This is a genomic window from Variovorax paradoxus NBRC 15149, assembly GCF_001591365.1.
Classification (GTDB): domain Bacteria; phylum Pseudomonadota; class Gammaproteobacteria; order Burkholderiales; family Burkholderiaceae_C; genus Variovorax; species Variovorax paradoxus.
In genome coordinates this window covers 508192-522362 of sequence record NZ_BCUT01000007.1, presented here as the reverse complement: position 1 = coordinate 522362, position 14171 = coordinate 508192, and the positions used below count along the sequence as shown (strand labels likewise).

General features: G+C 69.9%; 17 protein-coding genes. 11 read left to right on the top strand and 6 right to left on the bottom strand.

The window, feature by feature from the left end:
* The first annotated feature begins 5 nt into the window (after positions 1-5).
* Genes VPA02S_RS28030 through VPA02S_RS27995 form a run of 8 tightly spaced genes read left to right on the top strand, consistent with a single transcriptional unit; the run spans position 6 to position 6997 of the window.
* Positions 6-989, top strand: coding sequence for a YVTN family beta-propeller repeat protein (locus VPA02S_RS28030; protein ID WP_051128010.1), 984 nt, complete (start codon positions 6-8; stop codon positions 987-989).
* A gap of 55 nt (positions 990-1044) precedes the next feature.
* Positions 1045-1590, top strand: coding sequence for an SRPBCC family protein (locus VPA02S_RS28025; protein WP_018904572.1), 546 nt, complete (start codon positions 1045-1047; stop codon positions 1588-1590).
* A gap of 21 nt (positions 1591-1611) precedes the next feature.
* Positions 1612-2631, top strand: a complete 1020-nt coding sequence (locus VPA02S_RS28020; RefSeq protein ID WP_018904573.1) for an AAA family ATPase — start codon at positions 1612-1614, stop codon at positions 2629-2631.
* 4 nt (positions 2632-2635) lie between these two features.
* Positions 2636-3511 (top strand): DUF58 domain-containing protein, encoded by an 876-nt coding sequence (locus VPA02S_RS28015; protein WP_018904574.1) that lies wholly within the window; start codon positions 2636-2638, stop codon positions 3509-3511.
* Entirely contained in the window at positions 3508-4434 is a 927-nt protein-coding gene (locus tag VPA02S_RS28010) for a hypothetical protein (protein ID WP_018904575.1), read from the top strand. The genes VPA02S_RS28015 and VPA02S_RS28010 overlap by 4 nt, the downstream gene beginning before the upstream one ends.
* A 15-nt stretch (positions 4435-4449) precedes the next feature.
* Complete coding sequence (locus VPA02S_RS28005) at positions 4450-5454, top strand: vWA domain-containing protein (protein WP_012748150.1); 1005 nt, start codon at positions 4450-4452, stop codon at positions 5452-5454.
* Positions 5451-6002 (top strand): MxaK-like protein, encoded by a 552-nt coding sequence (locus tag VPA02S_RS28000; protein WP_012748151.1) that lies wholly within the window; start codon positions 5451-5453, stop codon positions 6000-6002. Before VPA02S_RS28005 ends, VPA02S_RS28000 begins: the two co-directional genes overlap by 4 nt.
* Positions 5999-6997 (top strand): vWA domain-containing protein, encoded by a 999-nt coding sequence (locus VPA02S_RS27995; protein ID WP_012748152.1) that lies wholly within the window; start codon positions 5999-6001, stop codon positions 6995-6997. Before VPA02S_RS28000 ends, VPA02S_RS27995 begins: the two co-directional genes overlap by 4 nt.
* Here the strand turns inward: VPA02S_RS27995 and pqqE are convergent.
* The 5 genes from pqqE to pqqA form a co-directional block, all read right to left on the bottom strand.
* Entirely contained in the window at positions 6981-8138 is a 1158-nt protein-coding gene (gene pqqE, locus VPA02S_RS27990) for a pyrroloquinoline quinone biosynthesis protein PqqE (RefSeq protein WP_018904576.1), read from the bottom strand. The genes VPA02S_RS27995 and pqqE overlap by 17 nt on opposite strands.
* A complete protein-coding gene (gene pqqD / locus VPA02S_RS27985) occupies positions 8135-8428 on the bottom strand; it encodes a pyrroloquinoline quinone biosynthesis peptide chaperone PqqD (RefSeq protein ID WP_018904577.1) in 294 nt (97 codons plus the stop codon). Before pqqD ends, pqqE begins: the two co-directional genes overlap by 4 nt.
* Positions 8425-9189: a pyrroloquinoline-quinone synthase PqqC gene (gene pqqC, locus VPA02S_RS27980; protein ID WP_018904578.1), complete on the bottom strand. Its 765-nt coding sequence runs from the start codon at positions 9187-9189 to the stop codon at positions 8425-8427. The genes pqqD and pqqC overlap by 4 nt, the downstream gene beginning before the upstream one ends.
* 19 nt (positions 9190-9208) lie before the next feature.
* Complete coding sequence (gene pqqB / locus VPA02S_RS27975) at positions 9209-10132, bottom strand: pyrroloquinoline quinone biosynthesis protein PqqB (RefSeq protein WP_018904579.1); 924 nt, start codon at positions 10130-10132, stop codon at positions 9209-9211.
* An 84-nt stretch (positions 10133-10216) separates the two neighbouring features.
* On the bottom strand, positions 10217-10291 hold the full coding sequence (gene pqqA / locus VPA02S_RS31575) for a pyrroloquinoline quinone precursor peptide PqqA (protein WP_010100094.1): 75 nt from the start codon (positions 10289-10291) through the stop codon (positions 10217-10219).
* Between the two features lie 122 nt (positions 10292-10413).
* On the opposite strand from pqqA, the gene VPA02S_RS27970 reads away from it, so the two are divergent.
* From VPA02S_RS27970 to VPA02S_RS27960, 3 genes are read left to right on the top strand one after another with little or no spacing between them, the layout of a single operon-like run.
* Positions 10414-11457 carry an alpha/beta fold hydrolase gene (locus VPA02S_RS27970; protein ID WP_018904581.1) on the top strand — a complete coding sequence of 348 codons (1044 nt, stop codon included), beginning with the start codon at positions 10414-10416 and terminating at the stop codon, positions 11455-11457.
* Complete coding sequence (locus tag VPA02S_RS27965; protein WP_018904582.1) at positions 11454-12833, top strand: histidine kinase; 1380 nt, start codon at positions 11454-11456, stop codon at positions 12831-12833. The genes VPA02S_RS27970 and VPA02S_RS27965 overlap by 4 nt, the downstream gene beginning before the upstream one ends.
* Positions 12830-13480, top strand: coding sequence for a response regulator (locus tag VPA02S_RS27960; RefSeq protein ID WP_018904583.1), 651 nt, complete (start codon positions 12830-12832; stop codon positions 13478-13480). Before VPA02S_RS27965 ends, VPA02S_RS27960 begins: the two co-directional genes overlap by 4 nt.
* Here the strand turns inward: VPA02S_RS27960 and VPA02S_RS27955 are convergent, their stop codons facing one another.
* Positions 13481-14149 (bottom strand): HAD family hydrolase, encoded by a 669-nt coding sequence (locus VPA02S_RS27955; RefSeq protein WP_018904584.1) that lies wholly within the window; start codon positions 14147-14149, stop codon positions 13481-13483. It abuts the gene before it with no gap.
* Positions 14150-14171: the final 22 nt, after the last annotated feature.

The following is a 14171-nucleotide window of genomic DNA, read 5'->3' as shown; positions in this document are numbered from 1 at the left end:
GCGCCATGACAGGTACCGCGACACCTGTGCACGCCGGGCTTGCCGCGATGCTGCTGCTGTGCAGCCCGGCCTGGGCCTCGCCGTTCGCCTACATCACCAACCAGGGCAGCCACGACGTGTCGGTGATCGACCTCGCCTCGCAGCAGGTGGTGGCCACGGTGCCCGTGGGCCGCTCGCCGGCCGGCGTGGTGGCGTCGAGCCGCGCGGGCCGGGCCTTCGTCTCCAACCCCGACAGCAAGACCATCTCGGTCATCGACATGCGCCAGCAGAAGGTCGTGAACACGCTGCCGGCCGGCGACGGGCCGGTGGGCATCGACATCTCGGCCGACGGCCAGCGCCTCTACGTGGCCGACTGGTACAGCAGCCGGTTGCTGGTGCTCGATGCGCAGGCCGCCGGCGCCGCCAAGCCGCTGGCTTCGATCGCGGTCGGCCGCGCGCCCGCTGGCGTGGCCGCGCATCCCGGCGGCGCCGCCGTTTTCGTGGCCGAGCGCGACGACGACAGCGTGGCCGTGGTCGACACCGCCGCGCAGCGCGTGCTGGCGCGCGTGCGCGTCGGCAGCCATCCGTTCGCGCTGTTCTACGACGCGCCGCGCTCGCGCCTTTACGCGCTCAACGTGCAGAGCAACGACGTCTCGGTGGTGGACATGCGCGACATCGTCCGCCCGGCCGTGATTGCCACCGTGAAGGTCGGCAAGGCGCCCTACGGCGCGGCGCTGGCCGAGGGCGGCGCGCTGCTCTACGTGACCAACCAGCACGAAGACTCGGTCACCGTGATCGACGCCGCCTCGCTGAAGCTGCTGCGCACCCTCCCCGGCTTTGCCTACCCGGAAGGCATTGCCGCGCACGGCGACCGGGTCTACGTCGTCAACTGGATGGACGACAACGTGCAGGTGCTGGACGCCGCGAGCGGACAGAAGCTCAAGACCATTGCCACGGGACAGAACAGCCGCGGCTTCGGCGCCTTCATCGGCGCGCCGATGGAGCCCTGACCTGTTTTTTTTTGAACCGACCTTTTCTTCTTCCCACCTCATCACGGATATTTCCATGCTGACACATCCCTCCGGCCGACGGGCGCTCTCCGTTCTTCTCGCATCGATCCTGCTTGCCGCATCGGCCCCGAGCCAGGCCCACGGGCCCACGCGCCAGAAGGTGAGCGAGAAAGTCACCATCGAGGCCCCGGCCGATGCCGTCTGGGCCAAGATCAAGAACTTCAACGCGCTGAAGGACTGGCATCCGGCGGTGGCCGACAGCGCGGCCGACAAGGGCAATGCCGAAGGCTCGGTGCGCACCGTCAAGCTCAAGGACGGGGGCATGCTCGTCGAAACGCTCGAGGGCTACGACGACGCGAAGATGAAATACAACTACCGCGCCAAGGACGGCGGCGCGCTGCCGGTCACCAACTACACCTCCGTGCTCTCGGTGGTGGCCGACGGCGGCAAGTCGGTCGTCGAATGGCGCGGCGCCTTCTACCGCGGCTACCCCAACAACGATCCGCCGCCGGACAAGAACGACGAAGCCGCCATCAAGGCCGTGACCGGCGTCTACCGCGACGGGCTCGCCCACCTCAAGAAGATGATGGAGTCGAAGTAGCCCAGGGCACCGGACACCACCATGGGCACCGAAGAACAACTCGAAGACTGGCGCCGCCTCGCACTGCGCGTCGAAAGCGAAGTCGCGAAGGCGGTGATCGGCCAGGCCGAAACGATCCGCCTCATCAACGTGGCGCTGTTCGCGCGCGGCCACGTGCTGCTCGAGGGCGACGTGGGTGTGGGCAAGACCACGGTGCTGCGCGCCTTCTCGCGTGCCATCGGCGGCGACTTCGAACGCGTCGAGGGCACGGTCGACCTGATGCCCGGCGACCTGGTCTATCACACCTATGTGGACGCCGAAGGCCGGCCGCGCATCGATCCGGGGCCGCTGCTGCGCCACGGCGAGCGCCTGGTCACCTTCTTCTTCAACGAGATCAACCGGGCGCGGCCGCAGGTGCAGTCGCTGCTCTTGCGCGCGATGGCCGAGCGCACGGTGTCGGCCTTCGACCGCGAGTACAGCTTTCCGCACATGACGGTGTTCGCCGACCGCAACAAGGTCGAGCGCGAAGAGACCTTCGAACTGGCTTCGGCGGCGCGCGACCGCTTCATGTTCGAGCTGAACATGCCCAAGCCGGCCGACCGCGGCATTCGACAGTCGCTGGTGTTCGACACCGCCTACCACGACACCGAAAGCCTGATCGACAAGGTGGCGCCCGCCATCCTGCCCTGGGACCGGCTCAACGCCATCGGCGCGCAGGTGCAGCGCAGCGTGCGCGCCAGCGAGACCATCGAGCGCTATGTGCTCGACGTGTGGGAGGCCACCGAGGCGCCGCAGAAGTTCGGCATCCGGCTCGACGGCGTGGACATGGACCGCCTGATCCTGGCCGGTGCCAGCCCGCGCGGCATGAGCGCGCTACTGCGCGCGGCACGCACCGTGGCCTGGCTCGAAGGCCGCTCGCACCTGGAACCTGCCGACCTGGCGGCGGTGCTGCCCTCGGTGCTGGGGCACCGCGTCTTCTTCACGCCTGTGTACGAACTGCGGCGGGCCGAATTGTCGGAAGCGCTGGTGACGCAGATCATGGACAAGATCGCCGCCCCCTGACGCCATGGACCGCGTCGACGAATTCCACTACCAGCTGCCGCGCCGCTTCGGCGGCTGGCGCCCGGGCGCGCAGCGCGGCCTGAGCCAGGGCAGCGGGCAGGAATTCGCCGCGCACCGGCGGCTGTTCGACCACCCCGACCCGCGCCGCATCGACCTGCGCGCGAGCCTGCGCGAGGGCCGCGGCGACTGGCTGGTGCGCATCCATCGGCTGCGCGTGGCGATTCCCGTGCACGTGGTGGTGGACGTGTCGGCGTCGATGCATTTCGGCGCCGAGCGCCGCAAGCTCGACGTGGTGGCCGACCTGGTCGAGGCACTGGGCTACAGCGCCTTTCGCGCCGGCGACGCGGTCGGCCTGCTGGCCTTCGACCAGCGCGAGCGCCAGGACCTCTTCGTGCCGGCGCGCCACAGCCGCGGCAACGGCAGCCTGATGGCGCGGATGCTGCGCGAATGCGATGCGGCCTCCAGCGCGCCACCGACGGACGACCGCGCGCTGGCCGGCCTGCGCCGCGCCACCGAACGGCTGGTGGGCCGCGGCGGGCTGGTGTTTCTCGCGTCCGACTTCCACTGGCCGATCGGCGCGCTCGGCGAGCTGCTCGAACAGTTCTCGCCCGCCTGCGTCGTTCCGTTGGTGGTCTGGGACCCGGCCGAAATCGAACCGCCCGATGCCCGCGCGCTGGTCGCGCTGCGCGACGCCGAAACCGGCGCGCGGCGCAGCCTGTGGATGCGCGATTCGCTGCGCACGCGGTGGCGCGAATCGGTCGCGGCGCGCCGCGCTGAACTCACGGCGCTGTTCAACGCGCACGGCATGCCGCCCTTTCACCTGCAGGGCCGCTTCGAGGCCGAGGCGCTCACGCGCTATTTCCTGGAGACGGCGGCATGAGCCTCGTTCATGCCGCTGTACTGGCGCTGGTGCTGGCCGCCCTGCCCGCCGGTTCTGCGCGCGCCGCCGATCCCGCCACACCCGCCACACCCGCCGCAGCCGCGACCACAGCCGCCACCATCGAGCAGCCGCGCAGCTTCGGCCATGTGCTCGGCGACGTGCTCACGCAGCGCGTGCTGCTCGAACACCAGGGCCGGCCGATCGAGCCCGGCGCGCTGCCCACCGCGGCGCGCATCGATCTCTGGCTCGAACGCAGGCCGTCGCGCATCGAGACCGATGCGCAGGGCAAGCGCTGGCTCGCCGTCGAATACCAGGTCATCAACGCCCCGCGCGCGCTGGCCGCCATCTCGCTGCCGGCCCTGACGATCGCCACTGCCTCGGGCCCCGCGCTCGCGCTGCCGGCCTGGCCGGTGAGCATTGGGCCGCTGGCGCCGGCGGAAGCCTTCGGCCAGGGCGACCTGCAGCCGCTGCGGCCGGACCGCCCGGTCGCGGCACTTGCGACCTACCCCATCGAACAGCATCTGAAGTTCTCGCTGCTTGCGCTGCTCGCGGTGCTGCTGGCCTGGCTCGCCTGGTGGGCCTGGCGCAACATGCGCGAAGCGCAGCAGCTTCCGTTCGCGCATGCCTGGCGCGAACTCAAGCGCATCGACGACCCCGCGAGCCCCGAGGCATGGCGCGTACTGCACCGCGCGCTCAACCGGAGCGCCGGCCGCGTCGTGCACGGCGCCAGCCTGCCGCAGCTGCTGGCCGACGCACCCTACCTGCGCCCGCTGCAGCCGCGGCTGGAAGATTTCTATCGCGAGTCGACCCGGCGCTTCTTCTTCGCCGAAAGCACGGCCGCACCGGCCGAGGCCCAGGCCGCCTATCCGCTCAAGCCGCTGTGCCGCGCGCTGCGCAACGCGGAAAAACGCCACCGGCATTGACCGGCGGACAAAGCCATGCGCTTCGACCTCGCCCAGCCCTGGATGCTCGCGCTGCTGCCGCTTGCGCTGCTGCCGCTCTTGCGCAAGCGAAGCGACACGCTGGGTTTTTCGTATGTGGCCTGGCTGCCGGCTGACCGCGTCGGCCGCCTGGTCGGCTTTCTGTGGCGCGCGTTCGCGGTCGGCGCCTTGGCCTTCACAGTGCTCGGGCTCGCGGGGCCGGGGCAGTCGGGCGCGGTGGTCGAGCGCGCCGGGCGCGGCGCCGAGGTGCTGATCCTGATGGACCGCAGCAGCAGCATGGATGCGACGGTGCACACCAACGGCCTCAAGACCGCGGGCCGCATGTCGCAGGAGCCCAAGGCCAAGGTCGTGCGCGACCTGCTGAGCGAATTCGTCGCCAAGCGGCCGGACAACCGCTTTGCGTTCATGACCTTCAGCACGGTGCCGATCGCGGTGGTGCCGTTCACGCAGAAGGCCGACACCGTGCAGGCTGCGCTTGCCGCCACCGCCATCGGCCGCGGCCTGCCCGAAACCCGCATGGGCTTGGCGCTGCTCGCGGCAATCGAGGAGTTCGAGGGCCGCAGCTATTCGGGCAGCCGCGTGATCCTGATCGTTTCGGACGGCGGGGCCCAGCTCGACGAGCCGACGCGCCAGCGCGTCCACGCCGGCCTCGCGCGCGAGAAGATCGGCCTGTACTGGATCTACGTGCGCAGCGGCCCCAATTCGCCCAACCTCAACACCGAAACGGTCTCGGCCTACGGCCTCGGCGAGGAACTGGCCCTGCACCAGTTCTTCAAGACGTTGAGCACGCCCTACCGGCTCTACCAGGTGGACGATTCCAATGCCATGGCCGCCGCCATGGCCGAGATCGACCGGCAGCAGAACTTCCCGCTCACCATCCACGAGCGGGTGCCGCGGCGCGACCACGGCGCGGCGTTCTACCTGGCAGCCATGCTGTGCTGCGCGGGCCTGCTCGCCTGCCGCGCCGTGCAGCTGCAGAGCTGGCGGAAAGAAACTTCATGAAGCGACGCACGGTTCACCTGGTTTTCGGCGTGCTGAGCCTGTGCTGCGTGGGCGTGGCGCTGGAGCGCGGGCTGCGGCTGCGCCAGACGATGCACCTCAACACCGAGATCGCGCGCATCGCCGCCGCGCCGGTCGGCAAGGACGCGGCGGCTGCGCCGATCTCGGCGCCGCGCGAACTGCAATTGGCCCAGGCGCTGGCGCTCTCGAAGGCCGGCGCGCACGACGCCGCGCTCAAGGGCTACGCGAGCCTGATCCAGGCCGGTGAGCGCGACCCGGTCGCGCGGCAGGCGCTGTTCAACCTGGGCAACATGTACCTGCGCCAAGGCATGGCGCAGGAGGCCGGTGCGCTGCCGCTGTTCGAGCTCGGCAAGCAGCGGCTGCGCGACCTGCTGCGCGCCGCGCCCGAGGACTGGGACGCGCGCTACAACCTGGAGCGCGCACTGCGGCTCGCGCCTGAGGACCAGGAAGCCTTCTCGGCCGAGCAGCAGCCGGCGCACGAGCAGCGCCGCGTGCGGGTGCCGGGCTTCGTTGCCGGGGACCTGCCGTGAAACCGCCGCTGCCGCAGCAGTGGCACGCCGCCTGGCGGCGCATCGGCGGCAGCACCGGCAGCTGGCCGCTGGTGCTCGCCCTGCTGCTGCTGGCGCTCGCGGTCTGGCCGCCGCGCGTGCAGCTGCAGCGGCCGGTGTTCAACTGGCAGGTCAGCTTCGACATCACGCAAAGCATGAATGTCGAGGATGTGGAGCTCGACCACGCGGCCGTGAGCCGCCTCACCCTCGCGCGCGCCGCCATGCGCGAGGTGCTGGGCGCATTGCCCTGCGGCTCCAAGGTGGGCTGGAGCGTTTTCGCGGACTACCGCTCGGTGGTGATCCTTTCGCCGGTCGAGGTCTGCAGCCACTATGAAGAACTGCTGGCTTCGCTCGAACGCATCGACGGCCGCATGCGCTGGGCCAACGCCAGCAACGTGAGCAAGGGCGTGACCTGGGCCGTGCGCGGCGCCCGCAGCGTGGGGCCCGACACGCATTTCGTCTTCATCAGCGACGGGCAGGAATCGCCGCCGCTGCGCATCAACGAGACACCGCCGATGACGGACATCAAGCCCGGCGAGGTCCAGGGCTGGCTGATCGGCGTGGGCGGCGACGTGCCGATGCCGATTCCCAAGACCGGCAGCAACGGCGAGCCCGCCGGCTACTGGCGCGCCGACGAGGTGGTGCAGGGCTCGGCCATCGGCAGCGCGCTGAACCACGAACATCTTTCCGAGCTGCGGCAGGACCATCTGCGTGCGCTGGCCGAACTGGTCGGCGTGAACTACCGGCGACTGAACACGCCCGAGGCCCTGAAGACCGCCATGCTGGACCGCCGCTACGCCCAGTATCAGCCGGCGGATACGGACCTGCGGTGGATTCCCGCGCTGCTGGCGCTGCTGCTGCTGGCGTGGCGCTTCGCGCCGGATCTGGGCTGGCTGCGTGCGCGGCGCCCAGTGAAGCGAAAAGAAAAGGCCACCGATCGCGGCGCCGCGCCGCGCGGCCTCACGCGTCCGGCGTGACGAGCGCCACGGAGGAAAGCCGCCGCGAATTGGCGGGATCGCGGAACACCAGCGGATGCTCCGTCGGCGCCGCCGGGTCGCGCGCGGCCGCACGCTCCACCGCCTCGACCACGCGGTGGTGGTCCGGGCTCTTCGCGCACACCGGATCGGCCGCGGCCGCGTCCTGCGCCAGCAGGTAGGACTGGCAGCGGCAGCCGCCCAGGTCCTGCTCGCGCTGGTCGCAGCTCGCGCAGGGCTCCTTCATCCAGCCGGTGCCGCGGTAGCGGTTGAAGCCTTCCGAATCGAACCAGATCTCCCGCAGGCTGTGCGCCTTCACGTTCGGGAATTCGAGGCCCGGCAGCATCTTGGCCGTGTGGCAAGGCAGCGCGGTGCCGTCGGGCGCCACGGTGAGGAACATGCTGCCCCAGCCGTTCACGCATTTCTTGGCCTTGCCCTCGTGGTAGTCGGGCGCCACAAAGAAGATGCGCATGCGCTCGCCGAGCCGCTTGCGCCAGGCATCGGTCACCTCCTCCGCATGGCGCAGTTGCTCGTGCGTGGGCAGCAGCTGGTCGCGGTTGACGAAGGCCCAGGAATAGTACTGGGTGTTGGCAAGCTCGAGGTACTCGGCCCCCATCTCGTGCGCCATCTCGATGATGCGGTCGATGTGGTCGATGTTCATGCGGTGGATCACCACGTTCAGCACCATCGGCCAGCCCTGGTCCTTGATGATCTTCGCCACCCGGTTCTTGAGCTCGAAGGTCTTGGTGTGCGAGAGGAAGTCGTTCATCTCGCGCGTCGAGTCCTGGAACGACAGCTGCACGTGGTCCAGGCCCGCGGCCTTGAGCGCGGCGGCGCGCTGCGCCGTGAGGCCCACGCCCGAGGTCAGCAGGTTGGTGTAGTAGCCCAGGCGCGCGGCCTCGGCAATGATGATCTCGAGGTCGTCGCGCAGCAGCGGCTCGCCGCCCGAGAGGCCGCACTGCACCGCGCCGAGCTCGCGGCCTTCGCGCAGCACGCGCAGCCAGTCCTCGGTGCCCAGTTCGTTCTCCTGCTGCGCGAAGTCGACCGGATTGAAGCAGAACACGCAATGCAGCGGGCAGCGGTAGGTCAGCTCGGCCAGCAGCCAGAGCGGCGGCCCGGGGCGCGGCGGCGCGGCGGTGCTCATGCGGGGTCCCAGCGCAGCCAGTTCTGCTGCGCCGCCATTTCGACAAAGCCGCGCACCTCGGGTTCGAGCCCGGTGGTGTCGAAGGCCTGCTCCAGGTCGGCCACGATGGCCGCGACGCTGCGCTCGCCGTCGCAGCGCTTCATGATCTCGCCCGCGCTGCCGTTGAGCCGCACCATGCCCTCGGGGTAGAGCAGCACATGGCATTCCTGCGCCGGCTCCCACTGCAGGCGGAAACCGGGGCCGACGCGGGGTTTGCTTTCGGCGCTGAGCATGGTTTTGTTCGCGGTCATGCGCCGTTCACGCCGTAGCGCGTCGCCATTGCATCGTTCATGGCCCAGAGGATGTCGAGCTTGAACTGCAGTATCTCGAGCGCGCGCTCCTGCAGCGCGCGGGTGTCGAAGTGGTCGAGCGTGATGGCCAGGCCCTGCTCCACGTCGCGCCGCGCCTGGCTCACGCGATTGCGGAAGTAGCCGAGGCCCGCCGGCTCGATCCACGCATAGTGCTCGGGCCAGGTGGCCAGGCGCTGCTTGTGGATCTCGGGCGCGAACAGTTCGGTGAGCGAAGAGCACACGGCCTCCTGCCAAGGCGCGCGGCGCGCGAAGTTCACGTAGGCATCGACCGCGAAGCGCACCGCGGGCACCACGTGGCGCAGGTCGCGCACTTCTTCGCGCGTGAGCCCCACGGCCTCGGCCAGCCGCAGCCAGGCTTCGACGCCGCCTTCGTCCTTGATGCCGCCGAGCTCGAAGCCATCGTGGTCGAGGATGCGCTGCACCCAGCCGCGGCGCACCTGCTGGTCGGGGCAGTTCGAGAGCACGGCCGCGTCCTTGATGGGGATCGCGATCTGGTAGTAGAAGCGGTTCGCCACCCAGCCGCGGATCTGTTCGGGCGTGGCCCGGCCGCTGTTGAGCATGACGTTGAACGGATGGTGGATGTGATAGCTGCGGCCGCGCTCGCGCAGCTTGGCTTCGAATTCCTCGCGGCTCCATGCCGGGCCGGCTTTCTCGCTGCCTGTGGCCGGGCGCGGTGAATCTTGGATCCTGTCGGCGTGCATGGCGGGCTCGGTGCCTTTTTCAGAGTTGGATCGTCATCCCGTCCTCGCAGGGCTCGATGCCTGCGCGCCGCAGCGCCGCATGCTCATCGGAATCTTCGTCGAGGATGGGGTTGGTGTTGTTGATGTGGATCAGCATGCGCCGCGCGGTGGTGGCGGGCAGCTTCGACAGCCATTCGATCATGCCGCCCTCGCCCGACTGCGGCAGGTGGCCGATCTCGCGCGCGCGCTTGCTGCTCACGCCCAGGCGGACCATTTCGTCGTCGGTCCAGAAGGTGCCGTCGACCATGACCGCGTCGGCGCTGGCCATGGCATCGAACACGGGCGGCGTGATGGCGCCCAGGCCCGGTGCGTAGAACAGGCTCTTGCCGCTTCTGCGGTCGAGGATGGTCACGCCGATGTTGTCGCCCGGCACCTGCTGCTCGCGGTGCGGCGAGTACGGCGCGGCCTTGCCGGTGAGCGCCATCGCGCGGAAGACGAGGCCGGGCACGCCGGGCACCTCGAAGGAATTGCCGTCCAGCGTGATCGCGTGGCGCGCCACGCCGCAGTAGTGCGACAGCACGCGCAGCACGGGATTACCCTCGCTCAGGTCTTCGGCCACCGGGTCGGTGCACCACAGCGGCAGCGGCGTGCCGCGCTCGCGCAGCATGAAGAGGCCTGTGGCATGGTCGACCTGGCCGTCGATCAGCACCACGCCTGCAATCGCGGTGTCGCGCATCGCGCGTGCCGGCTGCAAGATGGGGCTGCTGCGGATCTGCTCCAGGATGTCGGGCGATGCGTTGAACAGCACGCCGTCCTCGCCCTCGTCGGGGCGCACGAAGATCGACGACTGCGTGCGCGGCTTGGCGCGCACCGTGCCGTTGCGCACGCCGGCGCAATTGGGGCAGTTGCAGTTCCACTGCGGAAAGCCGCCGCCGGCGGCCGAGCCCAGGACGGTGATGCGCATCGGGAAATGAAAAAAGAAGAAGAACGCAGGGGCTCTAAACAACCCGCCCCGGGAGTACCGGGGCGGGTTGCGGCGAGGCGCAGCTCAACGAGCGCTGACGTACATCGTGATCTCGAAGCCGAAGCGAAGATCGGTGGCCGTCGGGGTTTCCCACTTCATAGGGTGTCTCCTGCAAGGTTGCACAGCGCCACGTGGCGGCTGCGGGAACTTCGTGTGCTCCGGTACCCATCTTGAACCCATGCACCGGCCAGACCCAGCCATGAAATCATGATTCGCACTTCATGATTTTCATGAATAGCGGCAACAGGGCCACCGCGTACCATCGCCTCGTGCTTCCCACCGGCCTGTACCCCGAATCTCCTCCCTGGCGCACCCACGCATTGGAGGTGCCGCATGACCATGTGCTGCATGTAGAAGAAGGTGGCAATCCGGAAGGCATCTGCGCCGTGGTCCTGCACGGCGGGCCCGGCTCGGGCAGCTCGCCGCTGCTGCGCCGCTTCTTCGATCCGGCGCGCTACCGCGTGATCAGCATCGACCAGCGCGGCGCCGGCCGAAGCCGCCCGCGCGGCGCGACGGTGCACAACCGCACGGCCGACCTGCTCGACGACCTGCGCCGCGTGCGCGAACAACTCGGCGTGCCGCGCTGGCTGGTGGTCGGCGGCTCGTGGGGCGCCACGCTGGCGCTGGCCCATGCGGTCTCCGAACCGCAAGCGGTGGCGGCGCTGTTGCTGCGCGCGGTGTTCCTGCCGAGCGCCGAGGAGATCGACGCCTTCTTCCAGGACAGCACCGGCCGCGCACCCGCCGCATGGGCGCGCTTCGCTTCGATGGCGCCGGCCGGCGAGCGCCATGACATGCTGGGCTTCCTGGCCCGCGGGCTGCAGCAAGCGCCGGCCGATGGCGTCCGCCAGCTCGCGCTCGCCTGGTGGCGCTGGGAGCAAACGCTGGCGCGCGGCGCGGGAGCCGCAACCAGCGAGCCGCCGACCACCCAAGCCGAACCCGAGGGCGAAACGCTCGACGCACTGGTCGACCGCTACCGCGTGCAGAGCCACTACCTGCTGCACCGCTGCTGGCTCGATTCATCCCCGCTGCTGGACCGCCTGGCCGCGCTGCCGCGCGTGCCCACCCTGCTGCTGCATTCGCGCGACGACCGCATCTGCGCGCCGCAGGGCGCACAGGCCGTGCACGACCGCATTCCGCACAGCCTGCTGCAATGGATCGACGGCGCGGGCCACGACCCCACGCACCCGGCCATGGCCTCCGCCATGGTCGCCGCGCTCGACAGCTACGCGCAGCACGGCCATTTCGGCAACGCATCCGCACCATGACGCTGCGCCTGAAGATCAACCTGATCGTCAGCCTGCTGACGATGCTGTTCGTCGCGGCCATGCTCGCGCTGCAGATGCGCGCCATGCGCGAATCGGTGCACGAGGAAGTCGTTGCGGCCAACCGCGTGGCCGCGCAGCTGCTGAACCGCACCGCCTGGCTCTACGCGGCCCAGGGCACGCCGGCCATGCTGTCGTTCCTGCAGGGCGTCGGCCGTGTGCGCTCCAACGACATCACGCTGCTCGATGCCGACGAGCATGTGCTCTACAGCTCGCCCAACTCGGTCTACAAGGCGGGCCGCGATGCGCCCGACTGGTTCGACCGCCTCGTCTCGCCGCCGCCGTCGCAAATGTCGATTGCCTTTCCCGGGGGCAAGCTGATGGTGAGTTCCAACGCGTCGCGCGCCGTGCTCGACGCGTGGGACGACTTCGTGCTGCTCATGCTCAGCGCGCTGAGCCTGCTGGCGATCGTCAACGCGGGCGTGTTCTGGCTCGTGGGCCGCGCGACGCGCCCGTTCGCGGACATCGTGCATGCACTGAACCAGCTCGAGAGCGGGCGCTTCGATGTTTCTCTGCGCGCCCTGCCCGGTACCGAGGCGGCGGCCATCGGCGCCGCCTTCAACCGCATGGTCGGCATGCTGCAGCAGCACATCGAGACCGAGCGGCGCGCCGTGCGCGCCGAGAGCCGCCTGTCCGAAAGCCGCGAGCTGGGCCGCTGGGTCGACCAGAAGATCGAGCAGGAGCGCCGTCTCATTGCCCGCGAACTGCACGACGAGCTGGGCCAGTCGGTCACCGCGATGCGCAGCATGGCCCTGTCGATCGCGCAGCGCGTACAGGCGCTCGATCCGCAGTCCGAGCAGGCGGCGCGGCTGATCGCAGAGGAATCGGGGCGGCTCTACACGGCCATGCACGGCATGATCCCGCGCCTGACGCCGCTGGTGCTCGACAAGTTCGGCCTGGTGGCCGCGCTCGAGGACCTGGTCGAGCGAACCCGCAACAGCCATGGCGGCGTGCAGGTCGAGTGGCACCTGGAGATCGAGCTCGACCGCCTGCGGCTCGACACCGACACCGCGCTGGTGCTGTACCGCGCCGCGCAGGAAGGCATCACCAATGCGCTGCGCCATGGCGAAGCGCAGCGCATCGTGCTGGCTCTGCAGGGCGACGAACAGACGGTGAAGCTCACGCTGACCGACGACGGGCGCGGCCTGCCCGGCCCTGATGCCGCCAGGGAAACCAGCACAGGGCACTATGGCCTGCGTTGGCTGGCCGAGCGGATCGACAGCCTGGGCGGCGACCTGCGCCTTGAACCCGCCGCGCCCAGCGGCGCCCAATTGACGGTGCGCCTGCCCTTGCCGGCGGCCATTGCGGAGAACACATGACCACCCAGGCGATTCAGCCGATTCGAGTGATGCTGGTGGACGACCATGCGCTGGTGCGCATGGGCTTTCGCATGCTGCTGGCCGATGCGCAGATCGAGGTGGCGGCAGAGGCCGACACCGGCGAGCAGGCCTGCCAGGACTACCCGCAGGTGCGGCCAGACGTGGTGGTGATGGACCTGTCGATGCCCGGCATGGGCGGCCTGGAGGCGCTGCGCCGCCTGCTGGCCCACGACCCCAAGGCGCGCGTGCTGGCGCTGTCGGCGCACGAGGACACGATCCATCCGCGCCGCGTGCTGCGCGCCGGCGCGCTCGGCTACCTGGCCAAGCGCAGTGCGCCCGATGCGCTGATTGCCGCGGTGAAGGCCGTGGCGCGCGGCGACCGCTACATCGACGCCAACACCGCGCAGGCGCTGGCCACGGCGCAGATCGAGGGCGAGGCCAACCCGGCCGACCTGCTCAGCGAGCGCGAGTTCTCGGTCTTCATCCAGCTCGCGCGCGGCATGACGGTGGCACAGATTGCCAGCACGCTGAACCTTTCGCTCAGCACGGTGGGTTCGCACCTGTACCGCGTCAAGCAGAAGCTGGGCGCCACCAATCAGGCGGAGCTCACGTGGGTGGCGCTGCGCTGGGGGCTGATCCAGGTCTAGCTAGCCGCCGGGCGGCGTCCGTTCGATGATCGGCCAGCCGGCCTCGACGGCCCGCGTGCGCAGGCGATCGTCGGGCGCCACCGCCACCGGATCGGACACGGCACCCAGCAGCGGCAGGTCGCTGGCCGAATCGGAATAGAACCACGATTGCTCGAGTGCATCGAGCCGCGTGCCGCGCGTGGCGAGCCACTGGTTCACATGCATCAGCTTGTGCACGCCGTAGCACGGGTCGCCGTCGATGGCGCCATCGAGCGTGTCGTCGATCACCAGGGAGCGCGTCGCCAGCACGTCGGCCACGCCGAACAGGCGGCCGAAGGGCTCGGCGATGAAGCGGGTGGTGGCGGTCACGATGGCGCAGACGTGGCCCGCGTCCTGGTGGCGACGCACCAGCGCGCGCATCGGCTCGGGCACCTGCGGCGCGATCTCGGCTTCGAACTCCGACGCCCATCGGCGCAGGGCGGCCATGCCGAAGCTTGCGAGCGGCGCCACGCTCGCGCGGTGCAGCGCATGGATGTCCAGCGTGCCGTCCACGTACTGCTGGCAGTAGCCCAGGTAGACCGTCTCGGCATCGGCCGGCAGCACGCCGCGCGCCACCAGGAAGCGCGTCCAGGCCATGCCGCTGTCGAACGGAATCAGCGTGTGGTCCAGGTCGAACAGCGCCAGCTTCATCGGCAAGCCCGGTCGAGCGGGG

What these genes read in the sequence shown, in the direction of transcription:
- VPA02S_RS28030 (WP_051128010.1), top strand. Translation starts at nt 6, where the DNA reads ATGACAGGTACCGCGACACCTGTGCACGCCGGGCTTGCCGCGATGCTG.
- VPA02S_RS28025 (WP_018904572.1), top strand. Translation starts at nt 1,045, where the DNA reads ATGCTGACACATCCCTCCGGCCGACGGGCGCTCTCCGTTCTTCTCGCA.
- VPA02S_RS28020 (WP_018904573.1), top strand. Translation starts at nt 1,612, where the DNA reads ATGGGCACCGAAGAACAACTCGAAGACTGGCGCCGCCTCGCACTGCGC.
- VPA02S_RS28015 (WP_018904574.1), top strand. Translation starts at nt 2,636, where the DNA reads ATGGACCGCGTCGACGAATTCCACTACCAGCTGCCGCGCCGCTTCGGC.
- VPA02S_RS28010 (WP_018904575.1), top strand. Translation starts at nt 3,508, where the DNA reads ATGAGCCTCGTTCATGCCGCTGTACTGGCGCTGGTGCTGGCCGCCCTG.
- VPA02S_RS28005 (WP_012748150.1), top strand. Translation starts at nt 4,450, where the DNA reads ATGCGCTTCGACCTCGCCCAGCCCTGGATGCTCGCGCTGCTGCCGCTT.
- VPA02S_RS28000 (WP_012748151.1), top strand. Translation starts at nt 5,451, where the DNA reads ATGAAGCGACGCACGGTTCACCTGGTTTTCGGCGTGCTGAGCCTGTGC.
- pqqE (WP_018904576.1), bottom strand. Translation starts at nt 8,138, where the DNA reads ATGAGCACCGCCGCGCCGCCGCGCCCCGGGCCGCCGCTCTGGCTGCTG.
- pqqD (WP_018904577.1), bottom strand. Translation starts at nt 8,428, where the DNA reads ATGACCGCGAACAAAACCATGCTCAGCGCCGAAAGCAAACCCCGCGTC.
- pqqC (WP_018904578.1), bottom strand. Translation starts at nt 9,189, where the DNA reads ATGCACGCCGACAGGATCCAAGATTCACCGCGCCCGGCCACAGGCAGC.
- pqqB (WP_018904579.1), bottom strand. Translation starts at nt 10,132, where the DNA reads ATGCGCATCACCGTCCTGGGCTCGGCCGCCGGCGGCGGCTTTCCGCAG.
- VPA02S_RS27970 (WP_018904581.1), top strand. Translation starts at nt 10,414, where the DNA reads ATGATTTTCATGAATAGCGGCAACAGGGCCACCGCGTACCATCGCCTC.
- VPA02S_RS27965 (WP_018904582.1), top strand. Translation starts at nt 11,454, where the DNA reads ATGACGCTGCGCCTGAAGATCAACCTGATCGTCAGCCTGCTGACGATG.
- VPA02S_RS27960 (WP_018904583.1), top strand. Translation starts at nt 12,830, where the DNA reads ATGACCACCCAGGCGATTCAGCCGATTCGAGTGATGCTGGTGGACGAC.
- VPA02S_RS27955 (WP_018904584.1), bottom strand. Translation starts at nt 14,149, where the DNA reads ATGAAGCTGGCGCTGTTCGACCTGGACCACACGCTGATTCCGTTCGAC.